Genomic DNA, 25,511 nt, shown 5'->3' with positions numbered 1-25,511 from the left:
GATATAAGAGGGTGTTGGTATCGGCATGAGAATTATAAGTTTTTGATATTTTTCGATTTTGCTTTGTTAATCCAATACTGACATAATTACAGTGTTTTTGCCGTTCTTAGTGAGGGTATGTGGCAGACGATTTTGCAGTGGATGGCGCGCTGGCGCTGGCGATCGCAGGCTTTAAGCCGCGTGAAGCACAACGTGAGATGGCGCAGGCGGTATCTGAAGCCGTAAAACAGCAGGGTGAACTGGTGGTCGAAGCCGGAACCGGCACCGGTAAAACCTATGCTTACCTGGCACCCGCTTTACGGGCTGGTAAAAAAGTGATTGTCTCCACTGGATCCAAAGCGCTGCAGGATCAGCTCTATGCCCGCGATCTGCCCACGATGATCAAGGCGCTGAAGTTCAAAGGTAAAACCGCCTTACTGAAAGGGCGCTCCAACTATCTCTGTCTGGAACGTATGGAACAGCAGTCGATGGCGGGCGGCGATCTCACCGCGCAGGGGCTGACTGACCTGGTGACGCTGCGCAGCTGGTCATCACAGACGGAAGATGGTGACATCAGCAGCTGTGCGGGCGTCACCGAAGACAGTCCGGTCTGGCCGCTGGTGACCAGCACCAACGATAACTGCCTCGGCACCGACTGCCCGCGCTATAAAGAGTGCTTCGTGGTCAAAGCGCGTAAGCGCGCCATGGACGCCGATGTGGTCGTCGTTAACCACCATCTCTTTCTTGCCGACCTGGTGGTGAAAGAGGGCGGCTTCGGCGAACTTATTCCCGAAGCGGATGTGATGATCTTCGACGAAGCTCATCAGTTGCCTGACATCGCCAGTCAGTATTTTGGTCAACAGCTTTCCAGCCGTCAGTTACTCGATCTCGCCAAAGATATCATTACCGCCTACCGCACCGAAGTTCGCGATGCCCAGCAGCTGCAGAAATCCGCTGACCGCCTGGCGCAATGCGCGCAGGATTTCCGCCTGTCACTGGGCGATCCCGGCTATCGCGGAAATCTACGCGAGCTGCTGAGCGATAATCAGATTCTGCGTATGTTCACCCTGCTGGATGATGCACTGGAGCTCTGCTATGACGTCATCAAACTCTCGTTGGGTCGCTCAGCTCTGCTGGATGCCGCCTTTGAGCGCGCCGCGCTCTACCGTACCCGGTTAAAACGGTTACGGGCGATTAACGAGCCGGGCTACAGCTACTGGTATGAATGCACTTCCCGCCACTTTATCCTGGCGCTCACGCCGCTCTCGGTAGCGGAACGCTTCCGTGAGGTGATGGATAACCGCAAGGCCGCATGGATTTTCACCTCGGCCACCCTGGCGGTAGATGAGAAAATGGCCCACTTTGCCGAACGGCTGGGTGTCAATGCGGCAAAGAGCCTGATCCTGAACAGTCCGTTTGACTTTGCGAAGCAGGCTTTGCTCTGTGTACCACGCAATCTCCCGGAACCTAACCGTCCCGGTGGCGCGCGCCAGCTGGCCGCAATGATGAAACCGTTGATCGATGCGAATAAAGGCCGCTGTTTCTTCCTCTGTACTTCGCATCTGATGATGCGAGAGCTGGCCGCAGAGTTTCGCGCCTCGATGACACTGCCGGTGCTGGTGCAGGGTGAAACCAGCAAAGGTCAGTTACTGAAGCAGTTTATCGAGAAGGGTAATGCTCTGCTGGTGGCGACCAGCAGCTTCTGGGAAGGCGTGGATGTGCGGGGTGATGCGCTGTCCCTGGTGATCATCGACAAACTACCGTTCACCTCACCGGAAGATCCGCTGCTAAAAGCCCGAATGGAAGATTGCCGGATTCGCGGCGGCGATCCCTTTGCGGATGTGCAGTTGCCGGATGCGGTGATTACCCTGAAGCAGGGTGTAGGCCGTCTGATCCGTGATACGGACGATCGTGGTGTGCTGGTCATTTGCGATCAGCGTCTGGTCTCACGGCCTTATGGCGCACTGTTTCTTAACAGCCTGCCGCCGACGCCGCGCACCCGCGACATTGCTCAGGCCATCGCCTTTATCCGCCAGCAACCCGAACCAGACGCGTAATTTTATGCTAAGATGCGCGCCGTTTTCTTTCTTCTGAGGTAGTCATGTCAGCCCGAATTTTAGCGCTGGATACGGCGACAGAAGCCTGTTCAGCCGCCTTGCTGAATCAGCAACAGATTGATGCCCGATTCGAGATTGCTCCGCGCGATCATACGCAGCGTATTCTGCCGCTGGTCGAGGAACTGCTGCTGGCGCAGCAATTGGAACTGACCGAACTGGACGCGCTCGCCTTTGGCCGGGGTCCTGGCAGTTTTACCGGCGTGCGGATCGGTATTGGTATTGCTCAGGGCCTGGCACTGGGCGCATCACTGCCGATGATCGCCGTTTCCACCCTGGCGACGCTGGCGGAAGGGGCCTGGCGTCTGCACGGTGCAACCCGGGTGTTAACCGCTATCGATGCGCGAATGGGCGAGGTTTACTGGGCCGAATATCAGCGTGATGAGCAGGGTGTCTGGCAGGGTGAAGCCAGCGAATGCGTGCTGTCCCCTGAGGCAGCACTCACCCGGATGCAGGCGCTCTCTGGCGACTGGATGACCGCCGGCACCGGCTGGCAGGCCTATCCTGCCCTGCAGCAGGGACACGATCTGACCCTGAACACCAGCGACGTTACTTTGCCTGCCGCACAGGATATGCTGCCACTGGCGATGCTTGCGCTGGCGCAGGAGAATACGTTGCTGCCGGAGACGGCGGAGCCGACGTATCTGCGTAATGAAGTCGCCTGGAAAAAATTACCTGGCCGGTAAAATACACGCAACTTATTGTTATGCATCCAGTCTAACGCTTTACCTAACGGGAGAACGTCTATGTCGTCAATGTGTGGTAAAGGCCTTTCAGGTCTGCTGCTGACCTGTGTGCTGGCGTTAACCGGTTGTGTCTCCGTTCCTGACACACTGCAGGGCAGCTCACCTCAGCCACAGCAGGATCTGTTGCGGGTGATGAGCGATCCTTCGCTCTTTGTCGGGCAGGAATCGCGCTTTGGCGGCAAGGTAGTGAATGTCACTAACCTGAACGGCAAAACCCGGCTTGAGATTGCGGCACAACCGCTGGATGAGAGCGCCAGACCGCGTCTGGGGGCGGCCTCGGTTGGCCGGATTTATGCAGACATTCACGGCTTTGTTGATCCGGTGGATGTCAGAAACCAGTACGTTACCGTGCTGGGTACGCTGAAGGGCACGGAGCAGGGTAAAATTGGTGAGGCCGATTACAAATTTGTGGTCATTGATGTGCGCGGTTATCAGCGCTGGCGCATTGCCCAGCAGGTAACCGCACCGCCACAGCCAATGGATCCCTGGATCTGGTATGGTCCGACCCGTCATCGCGGCGGATACTGGGGACCTAATCCCTACTGGGGAATGGTCAACACCGGACCCTCAGAGGTGCAGACCATCCTGACCGAATAAGTGTAAACATGATTTATCCAGCCCGGTCGCGGCGCTCGCTACCGGGCTTTTTATTGGCCTGTTTTCCCGGCACGAAATTTAGTGATGCACTTCGCAACCTCAACATGCCGAAACAGGCAAACTGGTACAATCAGTTAAAATATTGTTAACAAACCAGATTGGCTGAGGCAGCGATGGAAATACAACATAATTATCGGGGTGGATCCTTGAATAAGGTTTGGCTGAAACGCTACCCGGCAGATGTACCTGCCGAAATAAGTGCAGATCGTTACACCTCGCTGGTGGATCTTTTTGAGCAGGCAGTAAAACGCTACGCCGATCAACCCGCATTTCTGAACATGGGTCAGAAGATGAGTTATCGTCAGCTGGAAGAGAAGAGCCGTGCCTTTGCTGCTTATCTCCAGCATCAGCTGGGCCTGAAAGCAGGTGATCGGGTGGCGCTGATGATGCCTAACTTACTGCAGTATCCGGTGGCCCTGTTTGGTGTACTGCGTGCCGGTATGGTCGTGGTCAATGTGAATCCGCTCTACACGCCGCGTGAGCTGAAGCATCAGCTCAATGACAGTGGTGCCAGCGCCATCGTTATTGTCTCAAATTTTGCGCATACCCTGGAAAAAGTGGTGGCTGAAACCGCTGTGCGGCATGTCATCCTGACCCGGATGGGCGATCAGCTGGCACCGATAAAAGCCACACTGGTTAATTTTGTTGTCAAGTATGTGAAGAAGCTGGTGCCCAAATACCATTTACCCGGCGCCATTTCGTTTCGTCAGGTGCTGGAAGTGGGTGCCACGCTCAATTATCAGCGACCGACTGTCTCGAATGACGATCTTGCCTTCCTGCAATATACCGGCGGCACCACCGGCGTGGCGAAAGGGGCAATGCTGACCCATCGCAACATGCAGGCGAATCTGGAGCAGACCCGTGCGACATACGGTAAGGTACTGCGTGACGGAAAAGAATTTGTTGTCACCGCGCTGCCGCTTTACCACATCTTCGCTTTAACCGTGAATGGCCTGCTGTTCCTGGAGCTGGGCGGTCAGAATCTGTTAATCACTAATCCCCGCGATATTCCCGGCTTCGTTAAAGAGCTGGGTAAAGTTCCGTTTACCGCGATTACCGGCGTGAACACGCTGTTTAATGCGCTGCTCAACGATGAGCAGTTCAATAAACTCGATTTTTCAACGCTGCGCCTCTCTGCGGGTGGCGGAATGGCAGTGCAGAAAGTGGTGGCTGAGCGCTGGGAAAAGCTCACCGGACACTATCTGCTGGAAGGCTACGGCCTGACCGAATGTTCGCCGCTGGTATCCGTCAATCCGTATGACATCAGCTGCCATACGGGCAGTATCGGCCTGCCGGTTCCTTCGACCGACGTACGCATTCTCGATGATGCCGGAAACGAAGTAGTGCCGGGGGAGCCGGGCGAACTCTGTATCAGTGGTCCGCAGGTGATGCTGGGCTATTGGCAGCATCCGGAAGCAACAGCGGAAGTGCTGAAAAATGGCTGGCTCCACAGCGGTGATATTGTTACCGTTGACCAGGAAGGGTTCATTCGCATCGTTGACCGCAAAAAAGATATGATTCTGGTCTCCGGTTTTAATGTCTATCCGAATGAGATCGAAGATGTACTGATGCAGCACCCGAAAGTGCGTGAAGCCGCGGCAATTGGCGTGCCCAGCGACCTGTCAGGCGAAGCAGTAAAAGTCTGCATCGTGAAAAAAGAGGCGTCGCTGACCAAAGAAGAGGTGCTCGATCACTGTCGCCGCCAGCTGACCGGTTACAAGGTGCCAAAAATCATTGAGTTTCGTGATGAGTTACCGAAAACCAATGTGGGCAAGATACTGCGACGTGAGCTGCGCGACGAGGCGAAGCCCGGCGCGAACTGAATCTGTATAAGAATTGAGGTTGAACGCCGGCATGTCCGGCGTTTTTATTGTTTTTAACATGGAGCGCCGCGCGTTGTTGGCTGCGGTGGAAATCAGACGTGAATTATTCCCTTATCGACCAGGATGAACAACTGGCTGACGTGTGTCAGAAAGCCCGCCAGCATACAGCGGTGGCACTGGACACCGAATTTGTCCGCACCCGCACCTACTACCCTCAGCTTGGCCTGATCCAGCTGTTCGACGATCACCAGCTGGTGCTGATTGACCCGCTGAATATCCGTGACTGGTCACCCTTTATTGCGCTGCTGACCGACACCCGCGTGACTAAATTTCTGCATGCCGGAGGGGAAGATCTGGAAGTCTTCCTGCACCGTTTCGGCGTGCTGCCGACGCCTATGATTGACACTCAGATTCTGGCAGCCTTCTCCGGCCAGCCACTTTCCTGGGGCTTTGCTTCCATGGTGGCGCATTTTACCCAGGTCGAGCTGGATAAAAGTGAATCCCGTACCGACTGGCTGGCGCGCCCTCTGACCCAGCGTCAGTGCGAGTATGCGGCGGCGGACGTTCACTATCTGCTGCCGATTGCCCGTCAGTTGATGATCAACACGGAAGAGGCTGGCAACATGGCGGCGGCACTCAGTGAGTGCGATAACCTCTGTCAGCGCCGTCTCGACAGCGTGGCACCGGATGAAGCCTGGCGGGATATCACCAATGCCTGGCAACTGCGTCCGCGTCAGCTGGCGGCACTGCAGCGGCTGGCGGCCTGGCGTCTGAAACTGGCGCGTGAAAAAGATATGGCGGTGAATTTTGTGGTGCGCGAAGAGCATCTGTGGAAAGTGGCGCGCTTTATGCCTGGCTCTCTGGGGGAGCTGGATCATCTGGGGCTGTCAGGCCACGAAATCCGTTTCCACGGCAAAACGCTGGTGGCGCTGGTGGCCGAAGCGGAGGCGCTTGACGAGAATGAACTGCCGGCACCGCTGGGCAATCTGATCGACCATCCGCACTATAAGCAGGTGTTTAAGGCGATGAAGGCGCTGGTGCAGCAGGTCAGTGAGCAGAGCGGATTCAGTCAGGAGTTACTGGCGTCACGACGTCAGATTAATCAGGTATTAAGCCAGCACTGGGGCCTGAAGCCACAGGGACGTCAGCCGGAATTACTCACCGGATGGCGGGGCGAACTGCTGAAACCCGGCATTGAGGAGATTCTTGCGGGTTGTTAACCGGTTAAACTTCCCCTGCCACTGCGCAGGGGAAATTCAGGAAACGGTCAGCGTCATTTAGTCACTTCATCCGTTTCTGGCAGCGTGACGTTCAGCTCCAGAATCGAGATGTCATCACCTTTCTGATCGAGCTGTACCGTGACCATTTCCGGATCGATCTTCACATATCTGCAAATCACTTCCAGAATGTCGCGCTTAAGTTGCGGAAGATAGTGGGGCTCACTGTCGCCCCTTCTCCGTTCTGCCACGATAATCTGCAGCCGTTCCTTGGCTATGTTGGCAGTGTTCTTCTTCCGGGATAAAAAGAAATCAAGTAATGCCATGGTTTATCCCCCGAACAGGCGTTTCAGGAAACCCTTCTTCTCTTCTTCGATAAAGCGGAAGGGGCGTACTTCACCGAGTAACCGTTCAACGGTATCGGCATAGGCTTTGCCAGCATCAGATTCGCCGTCAAGAATCACCGGCTCACCCTGGTTAGAGGCACGTAACACCGATTGATCTTCAGGGATCACACCGACCAGAGGAATGCGCAGAATTTCCAGCACATCTTCCATGCTCAGCATATCGCCACGGTTTACCCGGCCAGGGTTGTAGCGGGTCAGCAGCAGATGCTCCTTCACCGGGTCCTGACTGTTTTCAGCGCGGCGGGATTTCGATGAGATGATGCCGAGGATACGGTCGGAGTCGCGGACAGAAGAGACTTCCGGGTTAGTGGTGATGATTGCTTCGTCCGCAAAGTAAAGTGCCATCAGTGCGCCCGTTTCAATCCCTGCCGGTGAGTCACAGACGATGAAGTCAAACTCCATTGCGGCCAGATCGTTCAGGACTTTCTCAACACCTTCACGGGTCAGCGCATCTTTATCGCGGGTCTGCGATGCAGGCAGAATGTAGAGCTGCTCAGTGCGTTTGTCGCGAATCAGCGCCTGGTTCAGCGTGGCATCGCCCTGGATAACGTTAACGAAGTCGTAGACCACACGGCGTTCACAGCCCATGATCAAATCCAGGTTACGCAGACCGATATCAAAGTCGATAACGACCGTCTTTTTGCCTTTCTGCGCTAAACCGGTGGCGATGGCCGCGCTTGACGTGGTCTTACCAACGCCCCCTTTACCGGATGTAACTACAATAATGCGTGCCATAAATGTTGATTTCCTTAACAAAAGAAAAGGGGCCTAATTAAGTGTCTGGATAGTCAGCGCGCCATCCTGCAGGCACAGGCGCGCGGCTTTACCAAAAAATTCTTGCGGGATCTGATCCATGATCCAGTACTCTCCGGCAATCGAGACCAGCTCGGCAGCCAGGTTAGTACAGAAAATCTGGCAGTTGCGATCGCCGCTGGCACCTGCCAGAGCGCGACCGCGCATCATGCCGTAAATATGAATGTTGCCATCGGCGACCAGTTCGGCACCGGCACTGACGCTGCTTGTGATGATTAAGTCGGCGTCACGCGCATAAATCTGCTGGCCTGAGCGCACCGGCGTGTTCACGATGCGGGTTTTCGCTGCTGCCGTCTCGGTTACAACCGGCTGTGGTTCAGGAATGGGGGCCGGCTGCTGTGTCTCGGCGCGCGGTCTGGACTCTTTGCCTTCTGCCAGTACCGGCAGCCCTGCACGGGCGATCATGCGTTTCAAAGCATCATCTTTGCAGCCGCTTACGCCGACAATGCGTAAACCGGTAGCAAGAATGGCCTGCTGTAGCTGTTTCCAGTTAACATCGGCACTCAATGTGGCGACGTTTAGCACCACCGGGGCGTTTTTCAGGAAATCGGGAGCCTGGTCAATCTTGTCCTGGAGTGCCTTGCGAATCACCACAGGGTCATGGTGATGCAAATGGACGACAGACAGGGTGAAACTGCTACCTTTGAATTCGATTGGCGTTTGCGACATCTGTCCCGACTCAGTCCTGTTTTCACTACCGTTAACCCGGCGATGATAAAATCATCGCTGAAGCGCTAACGGTGAATATTCGAAGTTCTGCAAGCATGTTATAGTTACAGCTATATTCAGACAAGCCTCAACGCCGGTTAATTCGAGTAAAAAATATGTTTTGTGTGATCTACAGAAGCCCGTTACGTGACCAGACTTATCTCTATGTTGAAAAAAAGGACGATTTTTCGCGCGTTCCGGAAGAATTGCTGAAAGGATTTGGCAAGCCGCAACTGGCGATGGTGCTGAAGCTGGCGGACCGCGACAGGCTGGCTAACGCAGATATCAATAAAGTTAAGCAGGGATTGAGCGAGCAGGGTTATTATTTACAGCTTCCACCGCCGATTGAAAGTCTGCTAAAAATTCATTTAGAGGCCGATAAAAAAGTTTAACTCGGATTCTTCTGTAAATATAAATCCTGTCGGTGCGATACTGCAGGGTTAATATTGCTCTGAAGCTGCGCAAAATTAACGGCGCAGCTTATCTGTTTACCCCTGTTTAAATACCCAGTCCACATTTTCACACCTTATTTGTACGATTATTCAGCACGCCAGGGGCATCGTTTACGCTTTTTGACAAATTCCGCACCCCGGATGGTTAAAAGGATCTTATTATCACGCTCTGTTGCTGGCATTTCGATCAACGCATCAGCAAACATCAACCCGCCAGCCGCGCTGGCACAACACCTAACCTGAACAGGGGATGAGCATGTATCAGCATCATAACTGGCAAGGCGCTCTGTTAGATTTTCCGGTCAGCAAAGTGGTTTGCGTCGGCAGTAATTATGCAAAACACATTAAAGAGATGGGCAGTGCGACCCCAACCGAGCCGGTAATCTTTATCAAACCGGAAACAGCGCTATGTGATTTGCGCCAGCCGCTCTCTATTCCCGACGCCTTTGGCGAAGTTCATCACGAAGTAGAACTGGCGGTGCTGATAGGTGCGACGCTGAAGCAGGCGAGTGAAGAACACGTGGCTAAGGCGATTGCAGGCTATGGCGTGGCGCTGGATCTGACGCTGCGTGACCTGCAGTCCGGGTTGAAAAAAGCGGGCCAGCCATGGGAAAAATCCAAAGGCTTTGATAACGCCTGTCCCATCTCCGGTTTCATCCCGGTAGCCGAATTCAGTGATGATCCACAGAATGTCGAGCTTAAGCTGGTGGTAAACGGAGAAGTGCGTCAGCACGGCAACACAGCCGATATGATTCACAAAATTCTGCCGCTGATTGCACATATGAGCCACTATTTTACGTTGCGTGCAGGCGATGTCATTCTGACCGGGACACCTGAGGGTGTGGGGCCGATGCGCTCGGGTGACAAGCTGGACGTGTCGCTGGCGGGTCACGGCATCAGCACGCGTGTACTCTAAAAACTTGCATCACCGCAGCATAGGCTTTATAAGGTGCGTTTCAGGCATAACCCGGACAAATCATCATGACTGACACCCCTTTCTGGCAACAAAAACGCCTGGCACAAATGAGCGATGAGGAATGGGAATCCTTGTGTGATGGTTGTGGCCAGTGTTGCCTTAACAAGTTGCAGGACGCTGACACGGATGAGATTTACTTTACCAACGTCGCCTGCAATCAGCTCAATATTAAAACCTGCCAGTGCCGTAACTATGAACGCCGCTTCGAATTAGAAGAGGATTGCATCAAGCTTACGCGCGAAAATCTGACCACCTTCAACTGGCTGCCGCGCACCTGCGCCTACCGGTTGCTGGGCGAGGGCAAAGGATTGCCGGTCTGGCATCCGCTGCGGGCTGGTTCGAAAACCGCGATGCATGCGCAGCGAATTTCGGTGCGTTATATTGCAGTGCGGGAGAGTGAAGTGCGGGACTGGGAAGATCACATTATTGATCGTCCCGATCGCAACGGCTAAGCGCCACTGCCTCATCTGAAACGTAAAAAGGCTGCCACTGGCAGCCTTTTTTGATCTCAGCAACGTTTCGTGTCAGCGACTAAAGAGATCGCGACGCTTAGGTTTGAAAGGCTGGGCAATCAGTACCAGCACTGCGACCAGCAGATAACCGGCAAATACCCCTATCATCCACTGCGGCATGCTGAGCGTCAGGAAAGTCCAGCTACGTTCTGCGCAGTCACCGCTGGCCAGAAACACCGACGGCAGCCACTTATCCAGCGGTAATCCGCTGGGGAAACGGGCGGCAAAATCACAGGTAGTAAACGGGTTTGGATGCAGCTGAATCATCGTGTGTTCATAAGAGAGACGCAGACCCTCCCAGGCACTGTAGATCCATAACGCCAGAGCGCCCAGACGCAGCGGTGATTTCGGTGCAATCGCACCCACCAGACCCGCGCCCAGTACACCAAACAGCGCATTACGTTCATAAATACACATCACGCAGGGCTTTAGTCCCATCACGTGCTGAAAGAAGAGTGCCGTTAATTCCAGTGCAAGCGCTGTCAGTGCCAGTAATAACCAGGCTCCCCGACCACGAGAACATTGATTCAGATATCGCAACATATTGCATTCCCTGTAAACGTTAATGCCACGCAGTGTAAACCAAAAGCGCGGGCAAACCAGCCAGGGACAGGGAAAAATCGTGTGCAAACATGACCTGATTCTGATCCAGAGCAGGTTACATGAGGATAAGCGGAGGCCCTCAGGGTTTTGCCTGCTCAGTAAACAGCTTGAAGGTGGGGACGTTAAGAAAACCCGGCTGCGATCGACAGGAAGCGAAACGGCAAGCGCAGGCCATCCGGTACCAGCATGCTGTACTTTCAGGATGTTTTTCTGCTGGTTTTTGAGACTGAATGTTCCCGCGCAGAAAAACGTGCACCCGGCCGTCGCCTTATAACAGTTGCACTCGTCGCCAGCCAGTCTGAAATATGCGCCCGCGCCCGGTTTTAATGGTTACGCAGGCTATATCCGCTATAGGGCGTCTGGTATGATGAGTCCCCATCATGATTAGAAAAGCAACGAGAACACATTGCTATGGTTATAAAGGCTCAGAGTCCAGCGGGATTTGCTGAAGAGTATATTATTGAAAGCATCTGGAACAGTCGCTTTCCGCCCGGATCGATTCTTCCTGCTGAGCGTGAGCTTTCTGAATTGATTGGGGTGACACGCACTACATTGCGTGAAGTGCTGCAGCGTCTGGCACGTGACGGCTGGCTGACGATTCAGCACGGCAAACCGACGCGCGTGAACGATTTCTGGGAGACATCTGGCCTGAATATTCTGGAGACGCTTGCCCGCCTTGATCACGACAGTGTGCCGGTGCTGATTGACAACCTGCTGTCAGTCCGCAGCAATATTTCATCAATTTTTATCAGCCGTGCGCTGCGCCATCATCCGGACAAGGCGCGTGAAGTGCTGGAGACGGTAAGTGCCGCGGCCGATCAGGCGGATGCCTATACCGAACTCGACTATCGGGTGTTCCGCGGTCTGGCATTTGCATCAGGTAATCCGATTTACGGTCTGATCCTCAATGGCCTGAAAGGCCTCTATACCCGTGTAGGTCGTCACTACTTTTCCAGTGCGGAAGCGCGTCAGGTCGCGCGTGATTTCTATCTGACACTTCTGGCGCTGTGCGACAAAGAGCCAGGACAGGATGAGATTGTAGAGGTGGTGCGCAACTATGGCCGCCGAAGCGGCGAAATCTGGCACAGTATGCAGAAGAACCTGCCAGACGACCTCGGTAATAAGCGATAAAAAAAACCGGACATCGCGTCCGGTTTTTTTTATGTTTAGCCTGTCAGAGCGATGAACCGCGCGGCGGATTACGATCCAGTAACTCAACGCTACCATCTTCGTTCTGCTGTTCCAGAATCACATCAAATCCCCACAGACGATGCACATGCTTCAGCACCTCGCGACGACTCTTATCGAGCGGCGTCCGGCTCTGCGGCACATAACGCAGAGTCAGTGAACGGTCACCGCGCACATCCACGTTATAGACCTGAATGTTGGGTTCGAGATTACTCAGGTTGTACTGCGCAGAGAGCTGCTGGCGAATTGCCCGATAGCCTGCTTCATCATGAATAGCGGCGATTTCGAGATAGTTATTGCGGTCATCATCCAGCACGGTAAACAACCGGAAGTCACGCATCACTTTCGGCGACAGGAACTGGCTGATAAAACTCTCATCCTTGAACTCACGCATCGCAAAATGCAGCGTTTCCAGCCAGTCTGAACCGGCGATATCCGGGAACCAGTAGCGATCCTCTTCGGTCGGTGACTGACAGATGCGCTTAATATCCTGCATCATCGCAAAGCCTAAGGCGTAAGGATTGATGCCGTTATACCACTGACTGTTATAGGGTGGCTGAAACACGACGTTAGTATGGCTGTGCAGGAACTCCATCATAAAGCGTTCAGACACTTTGCCTTCGTCATAGAGGTGATTCAGGATGGTGTAGTGCCAGAAGGTTGCCCAGCCTTCATTCATCACCTGGGTCTGTTTTTGCGGATAGAAATACTGGCTTACCTTGCGCACGATGCGCAGAATCTCACGCTGCCAGGGCTCCAGTAGCGGAGCGTTCTTCTCCATAAAGTAGAGCAGGTTTTCCTGCGGCTCAGAAGGGTAGCGCGCGGCTTCAAAGGCCACGGCTTCTGTTTCACGCCGTGGCAGCGTACGCCACAGGGTGTTCACCTGGCTCTGCAGATACTCTTCGCGGCTTTTCTGTCGCGCCTTCTCCTCCTGAAGGGAGATTTTTTGCGGGCGTTTATAGCGATCAACGCCATAATTCATCAGGGCATGGCAGGAGTCGAGCAGCCGCTCGACTTCTTCGACGCCATAGCGCTCTTCGCAGTCACTGATGTAGTTTTTGGCGAACAGCAGGTAATCGACAATCGATCCGGCATCCGTCCAGCTGCGGAACAGATAGTTATTCTTGAAGAAGGAGTTATGGCCATAACAGGCATGCGCCATCACCAGCGCCTGCATGGTCATGGTGTTCTCTTCCATCAGGTAGGCGATGCAGGGGTTGGAGTTGATAACGATTTCATAGGCCAGACCCTGCTGACCATGCTTATAGCGCTGCTCGGTCTCAATAAACTTTTTACCGAATGACCAGTGTGAATAGTTGATGGGCATGCCAACGCTGGAATAGGCATCCATCATCTGTTCTGAGGTAATCACTTCAATCTGGTGCGGGTAGGTATCAAGCCGGTACAGTTTAGCAACCCGGTCTATCTCTGCTAAATAGACATCAAGCAGTTCAAATGTCCAGTCTGGTCCGTCATTGAGTCGTTTGCTGTCTCTGATGGCTTCGTCAAAGATCGTCGTCATAGCGCACCTCTTTTTTGCAAACCGGCTGACCCGAAAGACAACCCGTTCTGGTTATTTAAGGCTTCATCCTGAAAAAGGGAACCCGAAAAAAACTGAGCGAACACAACAATGATAGCCCACTGTCGCTTATCCGAAATGCGAACTCAAACGAATTCTTTGGCACAAAATCATTCAGACAGATGCGGCAGAGAAATTAATAGCTTTTAATTCGAACGTTATTTTAAAACGCGGAATATCATCCTGTTTATAAGCAGAATGTATGGGGTTGAAGCATTCTCCTGCCATGCGCAGATTTAACTGCCTCCGTTGTCATTTATTTCTGTGTTTATGGAATAAGACGCATAAAGCGCTGAAATTGGCTGTGCGACAAGATTTTAGTTACCTGAAAAGTGAAAAAGATGTGAAATAGATGCTGAATTTATGGGGTGGTGTCCGCTGTGTAAATCCGCTGACTATCATCTCCTGAACAGTGAATTATGCTTTTACATGCCGGGTGGGGGAGCTATGCACGTAGTCATTCTTGGAAGTGGTGTGGTTGGCGTGGCAAGTGCCTGGTATCTGGCGCGTGCCGGACATCAGGTTACGGTCATTGATCGTCAGCCTGCTGCGGCGATGGAGACCAGCGCAGGAAATGCTGGTCAGATCTCACCAGGTTATGCCGCGCCCTGGGCGGCACCAGGCGTGCCGCTGAAAGCAGTGAAGTGGATGTTCCAGCGTCATGCGCCGCTGGCTATCCGGCTGGATGGCAGTAGTTTTCAGCTGGAGTGGATGTGGCACATGCTGCGTAATTGCGACATCAACCATTATCAACAGAACAAAAGCCGCATGGTGCGGATTGCCGAATACAGTCGTGACTGTCTGAAAGCGTTGCGCGCTGAGACCGGCATCGCCTATGAGGGTCGTCAGGGCGGAACATTGCAGCTTTTCCGCACGCAGCAGCAGTTCGACAGCGCCAGTAAAGATATTGCGGTGCTCCGCGACGCGGGCGTGCCCTATGAGCTGCTGGAGGCGCATGAGCTGTCTCGCGTGGAACCGGCGCTGGCGGCAACCCAGCATAAACTCACTGGTGGACTGCGCCTGCCTAACGATGAAACCGGTGACTGCCAGCTCTTTACGCAGCGACTGGCAAAAATGGCCGAAGAGGCGGGCGTGGTTTTCCGTTTTAACACCCCGGTCGATCACCTGCTGCGCGATGGCAATCGCATTTATGGTGTGAAGTGCGGCGAGGAGATCATCAAGGCGGACAGCTATGTAGTGGCCTTTGGTTCCTACTCGACCGCACTGCTGAAAAACGTCATTGATATTCCGGTCTATCCGCTGAAAGGCTACTCACTCACTATTCCGATTAAAAATCCTGAGGCTGCACCGGTTTCGACGATTCTGGATGAAACCTACAAAGTGGCGGTGACCCGGTTTGACGATCGTATCCGCGTCGGCGGGATGGCGGAAATTGTTGGTTTTAACACCAGACTCACCGAAGCGCGGCGGGAAACGCTGGAGATGGTGGTCAGTGATCTCTATCCTGAAGGCGGTCATCTCGCGCAGGCGAGTTTCTGGACCGGTCTGCGTCCGATGACGCCAGACGGTACGCCGATTGTCGGTGCCACGCCACTCTCCAATCTTTATCTCAATACCGGTCACGGTACGCTGGGCTGGACGATGGCGTGTGGTTCTGGTCAGTTGCTGGCCGATCTCATCTCCGGTAAAAAGCCAGCCATTGCGGCGGATGACTTAGCGGTGTTCCGCTACTTACCCGGTTTCGCGGCGACCTCATCGCCGCTGCGTAACGCCAACGCAACTCGTTAAGTATTCAGGGAGAGAGAGGATGTCACGTCCGATTGTCGCTACCATTAACCAACAGGCGCTTCGTCATAACCTGACTGTTGTTCGCCAGGCGGCGCCCGTATCCCGCGTCTGGTCAGTGGTGAAAGCCAATGCTTATGGCCATGGCATTGATCGTGTACGCGAAGCGTTATCTGCCACCGACGGCTTTGCGCTGCTTAATATGGAAGAAGCCATTCTGCTGCGCGAGCAGGGCTGGAAAAAACCGATTCTGCTGCTGGAGGGATTTTTCCAGCCAGAGGATCTGCAGCTGATTGACCGCTATCGCCTGACCACCAGCATACACAGTAACTGGCAAATCAAGGCGCTAGCCAGTGCGAGCCTTTCTGCGCCGATTGATATCTATCTCAAAATGAACAGCGGCATGAACCGTCTGGGCTTTCGCCCGGAGCAGGTTTCTGGCGCCTGGCTGAAGCTGCGGGCGCTGAGCAATGTTGGTGAGATGACGCTGATGGCCCATTTTGCCGATGCCGAAAATCCGCAGGGCCTGATTGCACCGCTGCAGCGTGTTGATCAGGCGGCGGAGGGGCTGAACTGCCCGCGGTCGCTCTCGAATTCCGCCTGCACCTTATGGCATCCTGAAGCGCATTTTGACTGGGTCCGGCCCGGTATTATTCTGTACGGTGCGTCGCCCAGCGGTGACTGGCAGGACATTGCCGGCAGTGGCCTGAAGCCAGTGATGACCCTGAGCAGTGAGATTATTGCGGTTCAGCAGTTACAGGCGGGCGATGGCGTCGGTTACGGCTACCGTTATCACGCCAGCACGTCGCAGCGGATTGGCGTCGTAGCCTGTGGTTACGCCGATGGCTATCCGCGCCATGCCCCGACGGGCACGCCGGTCTGCGTCGATGGCGTGATGACGCAGGTGGTTGGCGCCGTTTCCATGGATATGATCACGGTGGATTTAACCCCCTGTCCGCAGGCGGGCATCGGTTCTTCTGTTGAGCTGTGGGGTGAGCAGGTGAAAATCGATCAGGTGGCAAAAGCGGCCGGAACGGTAGGGTACGAACTGATGTGCGCGCTGGCACCCCGCGTCCCGGTCACGGTTATTTAAGCGCCGTCAGGCTGCCGCGCATCTTTCTGCTGCAGCGCCAGGCGATAAAGGCCAGCGCTGCACCCAGCAGCATCATCAGACTCAGCGACAGCTTCTCCGCCACCGGCAGCGCGACGGTCACCAGGCTGCCTGCCGCACCACCGGCCATCTGAATAAAGCCCTGCAGGGCGGACGCCACGCCCGCCTGTTGCTGATAGGGCTCCAGCGCATAGCTGGTGGCCGGTCCCACCGTAAAGGCCAGTCCGGCCACCGACACGGCGACCGGGAACATGTAGAGCGCCCAGTGCGTCTGCATCTCCGCCGGGAAAATCTGCATCCCTGCCACCAGCAGCACCGCGCCCAGCAGCATGGTGAAGAATCCCATTGCCAGGCAGAACGGCCGACCTGCTTTACGAATCGCTTTATTCACGAACATACTGACAAACATGATCCAGAAACCGTTAGCGCCGAACGCAAACGAGAACTGGATCGGCGTCAGCCCGCCTTCGGTCATTAGTACCTGCGGTGCCAGCGACACATAGGTCAGCACCATACCCAGCGCACCGGCATTGGCAAAGGCGAAGGCCAGGAAGCGCGGCTGACGCAGAATTTCAGCGTACTGTTTAACCGGTAATCCTTTTACCCGCAGCGTATCAGCCGGACGTGTTTCTGGCAGCCATATAATCACCAGCAGCGTAATCAGCACGCCGTAGGCGCAGAGGAACCAGAAGGGTGCGCGCCAGTCGAAGGCGCTGGCCAGGAGTCCGCCCAGCAGCGGTGCCAGGGCTGGAACGATGTTCAGTGCACCGTTCAGAAAACCATAGGCGCGGGCGGCATCATCACCGCTGAGGCGGTCGCGGACGCCGCTAAAGGCGACTACCGCGCTGCAGCAGACGCCACAGCCCTGCACCAGACGGGCAAGGACGAATAGCGGAAATGAGGTGGCGGTAGCGGCGATGGCGCTGCCGGTGATGTAAAGGCCCAGCCCCAGCAGGGCAATCGGCTTACGGCCATAGTTGTCCACCAGCGGACCGGTCACCAGCTGGCCCAGTCCCATCACCAGCAGAAACAGAGGAATGGTGGTCTGTACCAGTGAGACCGGCGTATCCAGCCCTTCAGCGATTTGCGGCAGCGTGGGCAAATAGAGATCGATGCCTAAAGGTGCCAGCAGCACCAGGCTTAATAACAGCAGAGTAAATTTTTGCATAACAACCAGAGGGTAAACGTTCTGTTAAAAAACGAGCGCAGAGGGTAATGATTCAGAGGCAAAAAAGATAGAGGAAGTCGTGCGGAAAGTGCGATGCCTGCTGTAAACAGGCATCGCAGGGTCTTGCTTAGTAAGCACCGTCGCGGCGTAGCACCACGCCTGCGGTTTTGAACAGGATCGCGATATCGGTCCAGAGCGCCCAGTTTTTGACATACCAGGAGTCAAAATAGACGCGGGTATCATAGTCGATATCGTTACGTCCGCTGACCTGCCAGAGGCCGGTCATGCCTGGCTTGGCCATCAGGTAGTAGTCGACGTCACCGGCATAACGCTCCAGTTCAGCTTCGATGACCGGACGCGGGCCGACCAGACTCATCTCACCGCGAATCACGTTCCAGAGCTGCGGCAATTCGTCGAGGCTGGTTTTACGCAGGAAGCTGCCAATCCGGGTTACGCGCGGGTCATTCTTCAGTTTGAAATCTTTGTCCCACTCCATCCGTGCCTCTTCACTGGTCGCCAGCAATTTCTCCAGCACCTCTTTGGAATTGGTCACCATGGAACGGAATTTCAGACATTTGAATTTTTTGCCATTCTGGCCCACACGTTCGTGACCATAAATTGCATTGCCGCCGTCACGTTTCACCATATAGCAGAGCAGGGCGAAGATTGGGCCAAGGAACAGCAGCAGCATCGACGCTACGACGATATCAAAGGCACGCTTCATGAAACGTGAAGAGTGCTTCGCCAGGTTATTGCTGACTCGCAGGATCATCACTTCATGACTGAAGATAAAGGACATGTCGGTGCCGTAAAGCGGCACGCCGCGCAGCGTCGGGATCACCGAGACGGACCGGCAGTTCATCTTCGACAGGAATTTCAGCCAGCGATCGCGCATCGGCTGCTGCTCATACTCCATGGCAACAATAAACTGCACATTGTCACGGTCAATGGTCTGCCAGTTAATGTCTTTCCAGGTGATCACTGGCACACCATTCACGCTCTGCTGAGCAGGAACCTCATCCACCGAGATAAAGGCCTGCACGTTGTAGCCCAGGATCTCTTCACTCTGCAGCGCCGCATACGCTTCAGTGGCGTTGCGGCCGGAACCGATAATGATGGTTTCTTTCTGCCACTGGCCCGCCTTGTTAATGGCACGTTTAACCAGAGCACGCATCAGCGGCAGCAGCAGCAGGGCATATGTCCAGCTGAAGACCCACACCATGCGGGAGAAGTCCCATTTAGAGAAGGCGATAAGCGCCAGGTCAAGCAGCGAGAAAACAAATAATGTTTTAACGATCTCTTTCAGTTCAAACCAGAAGGGTTTGCGATAGGTGTAATGGCGCAGACGTACCCAAAACCAGCCGGTACACATGACTGACATAATAAACTGAGCCACAAAACGATATTCAATCTGATGCGGTGGAATAAAGGTATCCAGCTCGCCCCAAATACCCTGTATCGTCGCGGCAGATAAAAACAGCGCCAGGTTGAGTGCAATCAGATCGGAAAAACTCAGGGCGAATTTCACGATGATATTTTTACGCGTTCCGCTCCACGAGCGGCTCGGGCTATTCATTATCAATGTACTTGCCATAAAACCTGCTCTCTTTCTCAAGTAAAAGATGGCCTGATCAGAATCAAATACGCGCTCAGGAGTGGGCCTCTGAAAAATTAAAAAATAATTTTCAGTCTGTTGCAGTCAGTACAGCCAGTGCAGCTGCAAAAAAGGTAACGATTAAAGCGTGATGGTAATCACGAAATGTTGCAGCATTGAGAATGAGTATGCAGGAGTTATTTGACAGAGTTAATACGGAAAAAATCTGAAAACATCAAAAGTGATTAAAGTTTTAAATCTATAACTACATGTTTTTGTTTAATAAAATAAGGAAGAGGTCAGTTATAACCAAACTGTTTAAGACACTTTTTAGGAATTACCGCCAAATCATATGACTGGCGGTAGTGATAGTGACTCAGGCAGGTTTCTTTAAAATCCAGCGGTCCTGCTGTTTATCGTAGTGGCCAATCTGCAGATTCACTGGCTCCCCGTCAATCCAGGCCGGTACGCTGGTATCACGATCCCAGCCATCGAGTTGGGTAATTAAGCCGGGATTGGTGTGACAGGGGATACTGACGGTGTCGGCGTTCTCACTGTCAAGATCGGCATCTACAATCTCATAACGACCAATTTTAACCACGTGTCCCATTCATTTCTCCCGTTTTAACTGGCATTGACTGTTAAGCTTAGCGCACTGAGAGAAAATAACGTGGCTGAATGATTAGGATTATTCCTTCTCTTCAGCCGGACGGACACCAATCTTAACGATGCGGTTATCCTCTTTCTCCGCGACGGTCCAGGTCAGCTGATTCCACTCCACCTGATCGCCGACGACTGGCGAGCCACCCAGCATCGCCAGCACCAGTTGCCCCAGCGACTGCTGATCGTTGGTGCGCTCATCAAGCTCGAGTCCGTAAATCTGCGCAACGTCGCGCAGGCGGGCCTCTGCATCCAGAATAAAGTCACCAAAGAAGCGCTGGTCGAGCGAAACCGGCGGCGACTGGCTAAACATTTTGCCCAGCGCCGGAAGATCGCGCTCACGGCCAATCACGCAGATGACGTCGTTCTCTTTCAGCCGTGTGCCGCCGTTGGGGTGCATCAGTACATTGTCACGGAACAGGGCAGCGATGCGGGTCTCGCGCGGCATCTTTAGGTCACGCAGCGCGGCACCGACGCACCACTTGTCGGCGCTGAGCTGATAGACAAACTGCTCCCACGGGTTTTCCGGGTGAATGTCCAGACCGATACGGCTGATCGGCGAGGCGGTCGGCGGCACCACTACTTTGGCTTTTTTCGCCGCAAAGCCCAGCGAGGTACCCTGCAACATCAGGGAGACCAGCACCACAAAGAAGGCGATATTGAAATAGAGCGAGGCGTTCTCTAAGCCGGCCATCATCGGGAAGACTGCGAGGATAATCGGCACCGCACCGCGTAAGCCGACCCAGCTGATAAAGACCCGCTCGCGGGTGGTGAAGTTGCGGAATGGCAACAGGCCAATAAACACCGACAGCGGACGCGCCACCAGAATCAGCCACAGGGAGAGGATCATCGCGGGTACCGCGATATGCCATAAATCAGACGGCGTCACCAGCAGACCCAGCACAATAAACATGCCAATCTGGCTCAGCCAGGCCATCCCATCAAAGGTCTGCAGAATGCCGTGACGGTTACGAATCGGGCGGTTGCCCAGTAAGAAGCCGCACAGATAGACCGCCAGGATGCCGCTGCCCTCTAACACGGTGGTGAGGGCAAACACCAGAATGCCGCCACTCAACGCCAGTAGCGGATAAAGCCCTGGGGCCAGACTGATCCGGTTAATCAACTGCTGCAGCGCCCAGCCACCACCCAGGCCCAACACGATACCCAGACCGAACTGCTGCACCAGATGCACCAGGAACATCCAGTCAAGGCCGCTGCGGCCCTGTTCAATCATCTCTATCAGGGTGATGGTCAGAAACACCGCCATTGGGTCGTTACTGCCCGACTCAATCTCCAGCGTAGAGCTGACGCGCTCATTCAGGCCTTTGTCACCCAGCAGGGAGAAGACGGCGGCGGCATCTGTGGATCCGATAATGGCGCCAATCAGGAAGCCCTGCATCATGTCCAGGTTAAATAGCCAGGCGGCCACCACGCCGGTCAGACCTGCGGTGATCATTACCCCGACAGTGGCCAGCGACAGCGCAGGCCCCAGCGCGACTTTAAACGAGCTGGCTTTGGTTCGCATGCCACCATCCAGCAGGATGATCGCCAGTGCCAGGTTTGAAATCAGATACGCCGCGGGATAGTTATCAAAGGCGATGCCGCCGATACCATCAATACCGGTCAGCATACCCAGTGCAAGGAAGATAACCAGAATAGGAATGCCCAGCCGGGACGAGAAAGAGCTGAGCAGAATACTCGATGCGACCAGCACGGAACCAATGATAAACAGACTGTAGACAATAGTGTGGTTCAAACCCGGTCTCCTGAGATATGACAGTGCGATGCAGCAAGGGGTGACAAATATCCATGCTATCTCTGAAAGATAATGTTTTATCAAGGAGTTGTCATTGTGAAAATGCGTATTATACGAATTGCTTAACAGCATATGGAATCAGATTAATGTGAAGAATGAGGGGGTTGGCAGGCAAGCGGGAGAAAACAGACTGTTTTAGCATGTTATTCGGCAGATAAAAAAAGCCGGTGATTAACCGGCTTAGTGCATCAGGCTTCCGTTGCCTGTTTATGGAACAGCGATCGGAATACCGGATAGATATCTTCCGGCTCACGAATATGTTCAATGGCAAAGTTATCAAACGTCGCCTGCAGATGCTCATACTCGCGCCATAGGGTCTGATGCGCCCGGCGGGTGATCTCGATATAACTGTAGTAACGCACGACCGGCAGAATGTGCTTCGCCAGAATCTCATGACAGAGCGGCGAATCGTCGGCCCAGTTATCACCATCGGAGGCCTGAGCTGCATAGATATTCCATTGCGCCGGGTCATAACGCTCTTTTACTACCTCATCCATCAGTTTCAGCGCACTGGAAACGATGGTGCCGCCGGTCTCCTGAGAGTAGAAGAACTCCTGTTCATCCACTTCTTTAGCCTGCGTATGATGGCGGATATAAACCACATCGACATTCTTGTAGGTGCGGCTCAGGAACAGGTAGAGCAGGATATAGAAGCGTTTTGCCATGTCCTTAGTCGCCTGGTCCATCGAACCGGAGACATCCATCAGACAGAACATCACCGCCTGGCTGGAGGGCTCCGGTCGCTTCTCAAAGTTTTTGTAGCGCAGATCGAAGGTGTCGATAAAGGGCACCCGTTCAATGCGCGCCCGTAACTCGGCAATCTCTCTACGCAGCCGTTCCTCCTCCAGCAGTTGTGCCGGTTCAGCATTCTCAACTTCCTGCAGCGTCTCTTCCAGTTCGTGCAGCATGCGGCGTTTACCTGCCGTCATCGCCGTACGACGCGCCAGTGAGTTCTGCAGTGAGCGCACAACGCTGATATTGGCTGGCACGCCATTAGAGGTGAAACCGGCCCGGTGGGTCTTATACTCATTAAGCTGACGATGCTGGTTGCGACGCAGGTTAGGCAGGGCGAGATCTTCAAACAGCAGGTCAAGATACTCATCTTTCGATATCTGAAAGACAAACTCATCCTGACCTTCACCATCCTGACTGGCATTGCCCTGACCACTGCCGCCACCACCGCTACCCTGCGGACGCTCAACGCGGTCATTCTGAACAAAATGGTCGTTGCCCGGATGGACCCGATGGCGGTTACCGCCGCGGCCCTGATGGAAAATGGGCTCATTAATATCGTCAATCGGGATAGAGACGGACTCACCGCTGCTTACGTCGGTCACCGAGCGTTTATTGATGGCCTCGGAGATCGACTGCTTAATTTGCGACTTATAACGGCGCAAGAAGCGCTGGCGGTTAACCGCGCTCTTGTTTTTGCCGTTAAGCCGGCGATCGATGAAATAGGCCATGGTATTCCCCCAAACTACATTGTAAGCAGGCCGGGCGAACCCGACCCTGTCAGACCGGTATCACTTACCGGCAAGCTTACAGACTCTTATCAGGACGATTTACGCACACGCAGATACCATTCGCACAGCAGGCGAACCTGTTTGCGGGTATAGCCTTTTTCCATCATGCGATCGACAAAATCATCATGCTTTTTCTGCTCATCGGTAGAGGTCTTGGTGTTAAACGAGATGACCGGCAGCAACTCTTCCGTATTTGAGAACATTTTTTTCTCAATCACGGTGCGCAATTTCTCGTAACTGGTCCAGTTTGGATTGCGACCGTTATTGTGTGCCCTGGCGCGCAGCACGAAGTTGACGATCTCGTTACGAAAATCTTTCGGATTACTGATACCAGCAGGCTTCTCGATCTTCTCAAGCTCCGCGTTGAGCGATTCACGGTCAAACAACTGTCCGGTATCGGGATCGCGATACTCCTGATCCTGAATCCAGAAGTCGGCATAGGTCACATAGCGATCAAAAATGTTCTGACCATATTCAGAGTAGGATTCCAGATAGGCGGTCTGAATCTCTTTGCCAATAAACTCAGCATATTTGGGAATCAGATAACCTTTAAGGTGCTCAAGGTATTTCTCAGCCTGATCCTGCGGGAACTGCTCACGTTCGATTTGCTGCTCAAGCACGTAGAACAGATGCACCGGGTTAGCCGCTACTTCGGCGTGATCGAAGTTAAATACCCGCGACAGGATCTTAAAGGCAAAGCGGGTTGAAAGACCGTTCATACCTTCATCCACACCGGCGTAGTCGTGATATTCCTGCCATGACTTCGCTTTAGGGTCGGTATCTTTCAGGCTTTCGCCGTCATAGACCCGCATTTTAGAGTAGATACTGGAGTTCTCCGGATCCTTGAGACGTGACAGGATAGAGAAGCGTGCCAGCGTTTCCAGCGTACCCGGTGCGCAGGGCGAGGTTGCCAGCTCACTATGATTAAGCAGTTTGTCGTAAATTTTGATCTCTTCAGAAACCCGCAGGCAGTAGGGCACCTTGACGATATAAACGCGGTCAAGGAACGCCTCATTATTCTTGTTGTTACGGAACGTCACCCACTCTGATTCGTTGGAGTGCGCCAGAATAATGCCGTTAAACGGCAGCGCCGAAATCCCCTCGGTGCCGTTGTAGTTCCCTTCCTGCGTTGCTGTCAGGAGGGGGTGCAGCACCTTAATCGGCGCTTTAAACATCTCCACGAACTCCATGATGCCCTGGTTCGCGCGGCAGAGTGCACCAGAGTAACCGTAGGCATCAGGATCGTTTTGCGCGTGGTTTTCCAGTTTACGGATATCCACTTTACCCACCAGAGCAGAGATATCCTGGTTGTTCTCATCACCCGGCTCGGTTTTGGCGATCGCCAGCTGTTCCAGAATCGACGGCCAGACTTTTACGACTTTGAACCGCGAAATATCGCCACCAAAGTCGTGAAGGCGTTTCGCGGCCCACGGCGACATGATGGTGCCGAGGTAACGGCGCGGCACGCCATACTCTTTTTCGAGAATATGCGCGTCTTCCTGCGGATTGAACAGGCAGAGAGGATGATCATTGACCGGACTGCGTTCACCGTCAGCGCTCAGCACATAGATGGGCACCCGCTGCATCAGCGACTTAAGCCGTTCCGCCAGGGAAGATTTACCACCACCGACCGGACCCAGTAAATAGAGGATCTGTTTCTTCTCCTCAAGTCCCTGAGCGGCATGTTTCAGATAGGAGACGATCTGTTCAATCGCTTCCTCCATGCCATAAAATTCCTCGAACGCCGGATAGCGTCCCATCACACGGTTGGAGAATATTCTGGAAAGGCGTGGCTCCTGAGCAGTGTCGACCATTACTGGCTCTCCGATGGCCATTAACAGTCGCTCTGCAGCGTTGGCGTATGCACTGCGATCCTGCTTACAGATAGCAAGAAATTCCTGCAGTGTGAACTCTTCGTCCTTGGCAGCTTCATAACGCTGACGATAGTGATCGAATATATTCATAGCGATGCCCGTCCTTTCGTTTTTAGCACAGGTAAGGAGCGTAATTTAAGACGTGTAGCAGCTCCCGGAAGATATTCTCTGTTGAGTACAGCAACCCTTATGCCAACCTGATCTTTTTTATCGGGATACACAACTTTTATGGTTACTCTGCTCGT

At 53.9% G+C, this 25,511-nt stretch carries 22 protein-coding genes; 11 read left to right on the top strand and 11 right to left on the bottom strand.

Going from position 1 to position 25,511, the window contains the following annotated elements:
* Nucleotides 1-119 precede the first annotated feature (119 nt).
* The 5 genes from N1689_RS06655 (at nt 120) to rnd (ending at nt 6,539) form a co-directional block, all read left to right on the top strand.
* Nucleotides 120-2,036, top strand: coding sequence for an ATP-dependent DNA helicase (locus N1689_RS06655; RefSeq protein ID WP_260058321.1), 1,917 nt, complete (start codon nt 120-122; stop codon nt 2,034-2,036).
* Between the two features lie 44 nt (nt 2,037-2,080).
* Nucleotides 2,081-2,779 (top strand): tRNA (adenosine(37)-N6)-threonylcarbamoyltransferase complex dimerization subunit type 1 TsaB, encoded by a 699-nt coding sequence (gene tsaB / locus N1689_RS06650; RefSeq protein WP_260058320.1) that lies wholly within the window; start codon nt 2,081-2,083, stop codon nt 2,777-2,779.
* A 60-nt stretch (nt 2,780-2,839) separates the two neighbouring features.
* On the top strand, nt 2,840-3,436 hold the full coding sequence (locus N1689_RS06645; RefSeq protein ID WP_260058319.1) for a Slp family lipoprotein: 597 nt from the start codon (nt 2,840-2,842) through the stop codon (nt 3,434-3,436).
* A gap of 206 nt (nt 3,437-3,642) precedes the next feature.
* Nucleotides 3,643-5,319, top strand: a complete 1,677-nt coding sequence (gene fadD / locus N1689_RS06640) for a long-chain-fatty-acid--CoA ligase FadD (RefSeq protein ID WP_161734044.1) — start codon at nt 3,643-3,645, stop codon at nt 5,317-5,319.
* Nucleotides 5,320-5,417: 98 nt separating this feature from the next.
* On the top strand, nt 5,418-6,539 hold the full coding sequence (rnd, locus tag N1689_RS06635) for a ribonuclease D (protein WP_161734042.1): 1,122 nt from the start codon (nt 5,418-5,420) through the stop codon (nt 6,537-6,539).
* A 53-nt stretch (nt 6,540-6,592) separates the two neighbouring features.
* On the opposite strand, the gene minE is transcribed toward rnd, so the two are convergent.
* Genes minE through minC form a run of 3 tightly spaced genes read right to left on the bottom strand, consistent with a single transcriptional unit; the run spans nt 6,593 to nt 8,425 of the window.
* Nucleotides 6,593-6,862, bottom strand: a complete 270-nt coding sequence (minE, locus tag N1689_RS06630) for a cell division topological specificity factor MinE (protein WP_008925314.1) — start codon at nt 6,860-6,862, stop codon at nt 6,593-6,595.
* Nucleotides 6,863-6,865: 3 nt separating this feature from the next.
* Complete coding sequence (minD, locus tag N1689_RS06625; RefSeq protein WP_003852716.1) at nt 6,866-7,678, bottom strand: septum site-determining protein MinD; 813 nt, start codon at nt 7,676-7,678, stop codon at nt 6,866-6,868.
* Between the two features lie 33 nt (nt 7,679-7,711).
* Nucleotides 7,712-8,425: a septum site-determining protein MinC gene (minC, locus tag N1689_RS06620; protein ID WP_161734040.1), complete on the bottom strand. Its 714-nt coding sequence runs from the start codon at nt 8,423-8,425 to the stop codon at nt 7,712-7,714.
* Nucleotides 8,426-8,580: 155 nt separating this feature from the next.
* On the opposite strand from minC, the gene N1689_RS06615 reads away from it, so the two are divergent.
* From N1689_RS06615 to N1689_RS06605, 3 genes are all read left to right on the top strand, one after another.
* Nucleotides 8,581-8,856, top strand: coding sequence for a YcgL domain-containing protein (locus tag N1689_RS06615; RefSeq protein WP_161734038.1), 276 nt, complete (start codon nt 8,581-8,583; stop codon nt 8,854-8,856).
* A 316-nt stretch (nt 8,857-9,172) separates the two neighbouring features.
* Nucleotides 9,173-9,832: a fumarylacetoacetate hydrolase family protein gene (locus tag N1689_RS06610; protein WP_222925393.1), complete on the top strand. Its 660-nt coding sequence runs from the start codon at nt 9,173-9,175 to the stop codon at nt 9,830-9,832.
* A gap of 65 nt (nt 9,833-9,897) precedes the next feature.
* Nucleotides 9,898-10,344, top strand: coding sequence for a YcgN family cysteine cluster protein (locus N1689_RS06605; RefSeq protein ID WP_013358078.1), 447 nt, complete (start codon nt 9,898-9,900; stop codon nt 10,342-10,344).
* A 72-nt stretch (nt 10,345-10,416) separates the two neighbouring features.
* Here the strand turns inward: N1689_RS06605 and dsbB are convergent, their stop codons facing one another.
* Complete coding sequence (gene dsbB, locus N1689_RS06600; RefSeq protein ID WP_161734034.1) at nt 10,417-10,947, bottom strand: disulfide bond formation protein DsbB; 531 nt, start codon at nt 10,945-10,947, stop codon at nt 10,417-10,419.
* Nucleotides 10,948-11,418: 471 nt separating this feature from the next.
* On the opposite strand from dsbB, the gene fadR reads away from it, so the two are divergent.
* Entirely contained in the window at nt 11,419-12,138 is a 720-nt protein-coding gene (gene fadR, locus N1689_RS06595) for a fatty acid metabolism transcriptional regulator FadR (RefSeq protein ID WP_013358075.1), read from the top strand.
* A 43-nt stretch (nt 12,139-12,181) separates the two neighbouring features.
* Here the strand turns inward: fadR and N1689_RS06590 are convergent, their stop codons facing one another.
* Nucleotides 12,182-13,717 (bottom strand): SpoVR family protein, encoded by a 1,536-nt coding sequence (locus N1689_RS06590; RefSeq protein WP_033732860.1) that lies wholly within the window; start codon nt 13,715-13,717, stop codon nt 12,182-12,184.
* Between the two features lie 504 nt (nt 13,718-14,221).
* On the opposite strand from N1689_RS06590, the gene N1689_RS06585 reads away from it, so the two are divergent.
* Both N1689_RS06585 and dadX read left to right on the top strand, forming a co-directional pair.
* On the top strand, nt 14,222-15,523 hold the full coding sequence (locus tag N1689_RS06585) for a D-amino acid dehydrogenase (RefSeq protein WP_013358073.1): 1,302 nt from the start codon (nt 14,222-14,224) through the stop codon (nt 15,521-15,523).
* Between the two features lie 19 nt (nt 15,524-15,542).
* Nucleotides 15,543-16,613 (top strand): catabolic alanine racemase DadX, encoded by a 1,071-nt coding sequence (gene dadX / locus N1689_RS06580; RefSeq protein WP_260058315.1) that lies wholly within the window; start codon nt 15,543-15,545, stop codon nt 16,611-16,613.
* Here dadX and N1689_RS06575 read toward each other — a convergent pair.
* The 6 genes from N1689_RS06575 to yeaG form a co-directional block, all read right to left on the bottom strand.
* The gene (locus N1689_RS06575) at nt 16,606-17,799 is read right to left on the bottom strand and encodes a multidrug effflux MFS transporter (protein WP_222925397.1); all 1,194 of its coding nucleotides are present in this window, start codon (nt 17,797-17,799) and stop codon (nt 16,606-16,608) included. The genes dadX and N1689_RS06575 overlap by 8 nt on opposite strands.
* 127 nt (nt 17,800-17,926) lie before the next feature.
* On the bottom strand, nt 17,927-19,393 hold the full coding sequence (gene wbaP / locus N1689_RS06570) for an undecaprenyl-phosphate galactose phosphotransferase WbaP (RefSeq protein WP_161734028.1): 1,467 nt from the start codon (nt 19,391-19,393) through the stop codon (nt 17,927-17,929).
* Between the two features lie 376 nt (nt 19,394-19,769).
* The gene (locus tag N1689_RS06565; protein ID WP_013358069.1) at nt 19,770-20,003 is read right to left on the bottom strand and encodes a DUF1480 family protein; all 234 of its coding nucleotides are present in this window, start codon (nt 20,001-20,003) and stop codon (nt 19,770-19,772) included.
* Nucleotides 20,004-20,081: 78 nt separating this feature from the next.
* On the bottom strand, nt 20,082-21,809 hold the full coding sequence (locus N1689_RS06560; RefSeq protein ID WP_161734026.1) for a potassium/proton antiporter: 1,728 nt from the start codon (nt 21,807-21,809) through the stop codon (nt 20,082-20,084).
* Nucleotides 21,810-22,057: 248 nt separating this feature from the next.
* On the bottom strand, nt 22,058-23,332 hold the full coding sequence (locus N1689_RS06555; RefSeq protein WP_095707105.1) for a YeaH/YhbH family protein: 1,275 nt from the start codon (nt 23,330-23,332) through the stop codon (nt 22,058-22,060).
* Nucleotides 23,333-23,421: 89 nt separating this feature from the next.
* Nucleotides 23,422-25,356 (bottom strand): protein kinase YeaG, encoded by a 1,935-nt coding sequence (yeaG, locus tag N1689_RS06550; protein WP_003852739.1) that lies wholly within the window; start codon nt 25,354-25,356, stop codon nt 23,422-23,424.
* Nucleotides 25,357-25,511: the final 155 nt, after the last annotated feature.

Origin of the sequence: Pantoea sp. XY16 (assembly GCF_025153065.1) — a bacterium.
Taxonomy (GTDB): Bacteria; Pseudomonadota; Gammaproteobacteria; order Enterobacterales; family Enterobacteriaceae; genus Pantoea; species Pantoea alfalfae.
This window is presented reverse-complemented; position numbering and strand designations above follow the sequence as displayed.

Excerpts from the sequence above, each read along its gene's own strand:
- tsaB (WP_260058320.1), top strand. The coding sequence starts at position 2,081 with ATGTCAGCCCGAATTTTAGCGCTGGATACGGCGACAGAAGCCTGTTCA.
- N1689_RS06645 (WP_260058319.1), top strand. The coding sequence starts at position 2,840 with ATGTCGTCAATGTGTGGTAAAGGCCTTTCAGGTCTGCTGCTGACCTGT.
- minE (WP_008925314.1), bottom strand. The coding sequence starts at position 6,862 with ATGGCATTACTTGATTTCTTTTTATCCCGGAAGAAGAACACTGCCAAC.
- minD (WP_003852716.1), bottom strand. The coding sequence starts at position 7,678 with ATGGCACGCATTATTGTAGTTACATCCGGTAAAGGGGGCGTTGGTAAG.
- minC (WP_161734040.1), bottom strand. The coding sequence starts at position 8,425 with ATGTCGCAAACGCCAATCGAATTCAAAGGTAGCAGTTTCACCCTGTCT.
- N1689_RS06615 (WP_161734038.1), top strand. The coding sequence starts at position 8,581 with ATGTTTTGTGTGATCTACAGAAGCCCGTTACGTGACCAGACTTATCTC.
- N1689_RS06610 (WP_222925393.1), top strand. The coding sequence starts at position 9,173 with ATGTATCAGCATCATAACTGGCAAGGCGCTCTGTTAGATTTTCCGGTC.
- N1689_RS06605 (WP_013358078.1), top strand. The coding sequence starts at position 9,898 with ATGACTGACACCCCTTTCTGGCAACAAAAACGCCTGGCACAAATGAGC.
- dsbB (WP_161734034.1), bottom strand. The coding sequence starts at position 10,947 with ATGTTGCGATATCTGAATCAATGTTCTCGTGGTCGGGGAGCCTGGTTA.
- fadR (WP_013358075.1), top strand. The coding sequence starts at position 11,419 with ATGGTTATAAAGGCTCAGAGTCCAGCGGGATTTGCTGAAGAGTATATT.
- N1689_RS06590 (WP_033732860.1), bottom strand. The coding sequence starts at position 13,717 with ATGACGACGATCTTTGACGAAGCCATCAGAGACAGCAAACGACTCAAT.
- N1689_RS06585 (WP_013358073.1), top strand. The coding sequence starts at position 14,222 with ATGCACGTAGTCATTCTTGGAAGTGGTGTGGTTGGCGTGGCAAGTGCC.
- dadX (WP_260058315.1), top strand. The coding sequence starts at position 15,543 with ATGTCACGTCCGATTGTCGCTACCATTAACCAACAGGCGCTTCGTCAT.
- N1689_RS06575 (WP_222925397.1), bottom strand. The coding sequence starts at position 17,799 with ATGCAAAAATTTACTCTGCTGTTATTAAGCCTGGTGCTGCTGGCACCT.
- wbaP (WP_161734028.1), bottom strand. The coding sequence starts at position 19,393 with ATGGCAAGTACATTGATAATGAATAGCCCGAGCCGCTCGTGGAGCGGA.
- N1689_RS06565 (WP_013358069.1), bottom strand. The coding sequence starts at position 20,003 with ATGGGACACGTGGTTAAAATTGGTCGTTATGAGATTGTAGATGCCGAT.
- N1689_RS06555 (WP_095707105.1), bottom strand. The coding sequence starts at position 23,332 with ATGGCCTATTTCATCGATCGCCGGCTTAACGGCAAAAACAAGAGCGCG.
- yeaG (WP_003852739.1), bottom strand. The coding sequence starts at position 25,356 with ATGAATATATTCGATCACTATCGTCAGCGTTATGAAGCTGCCAAGGAC.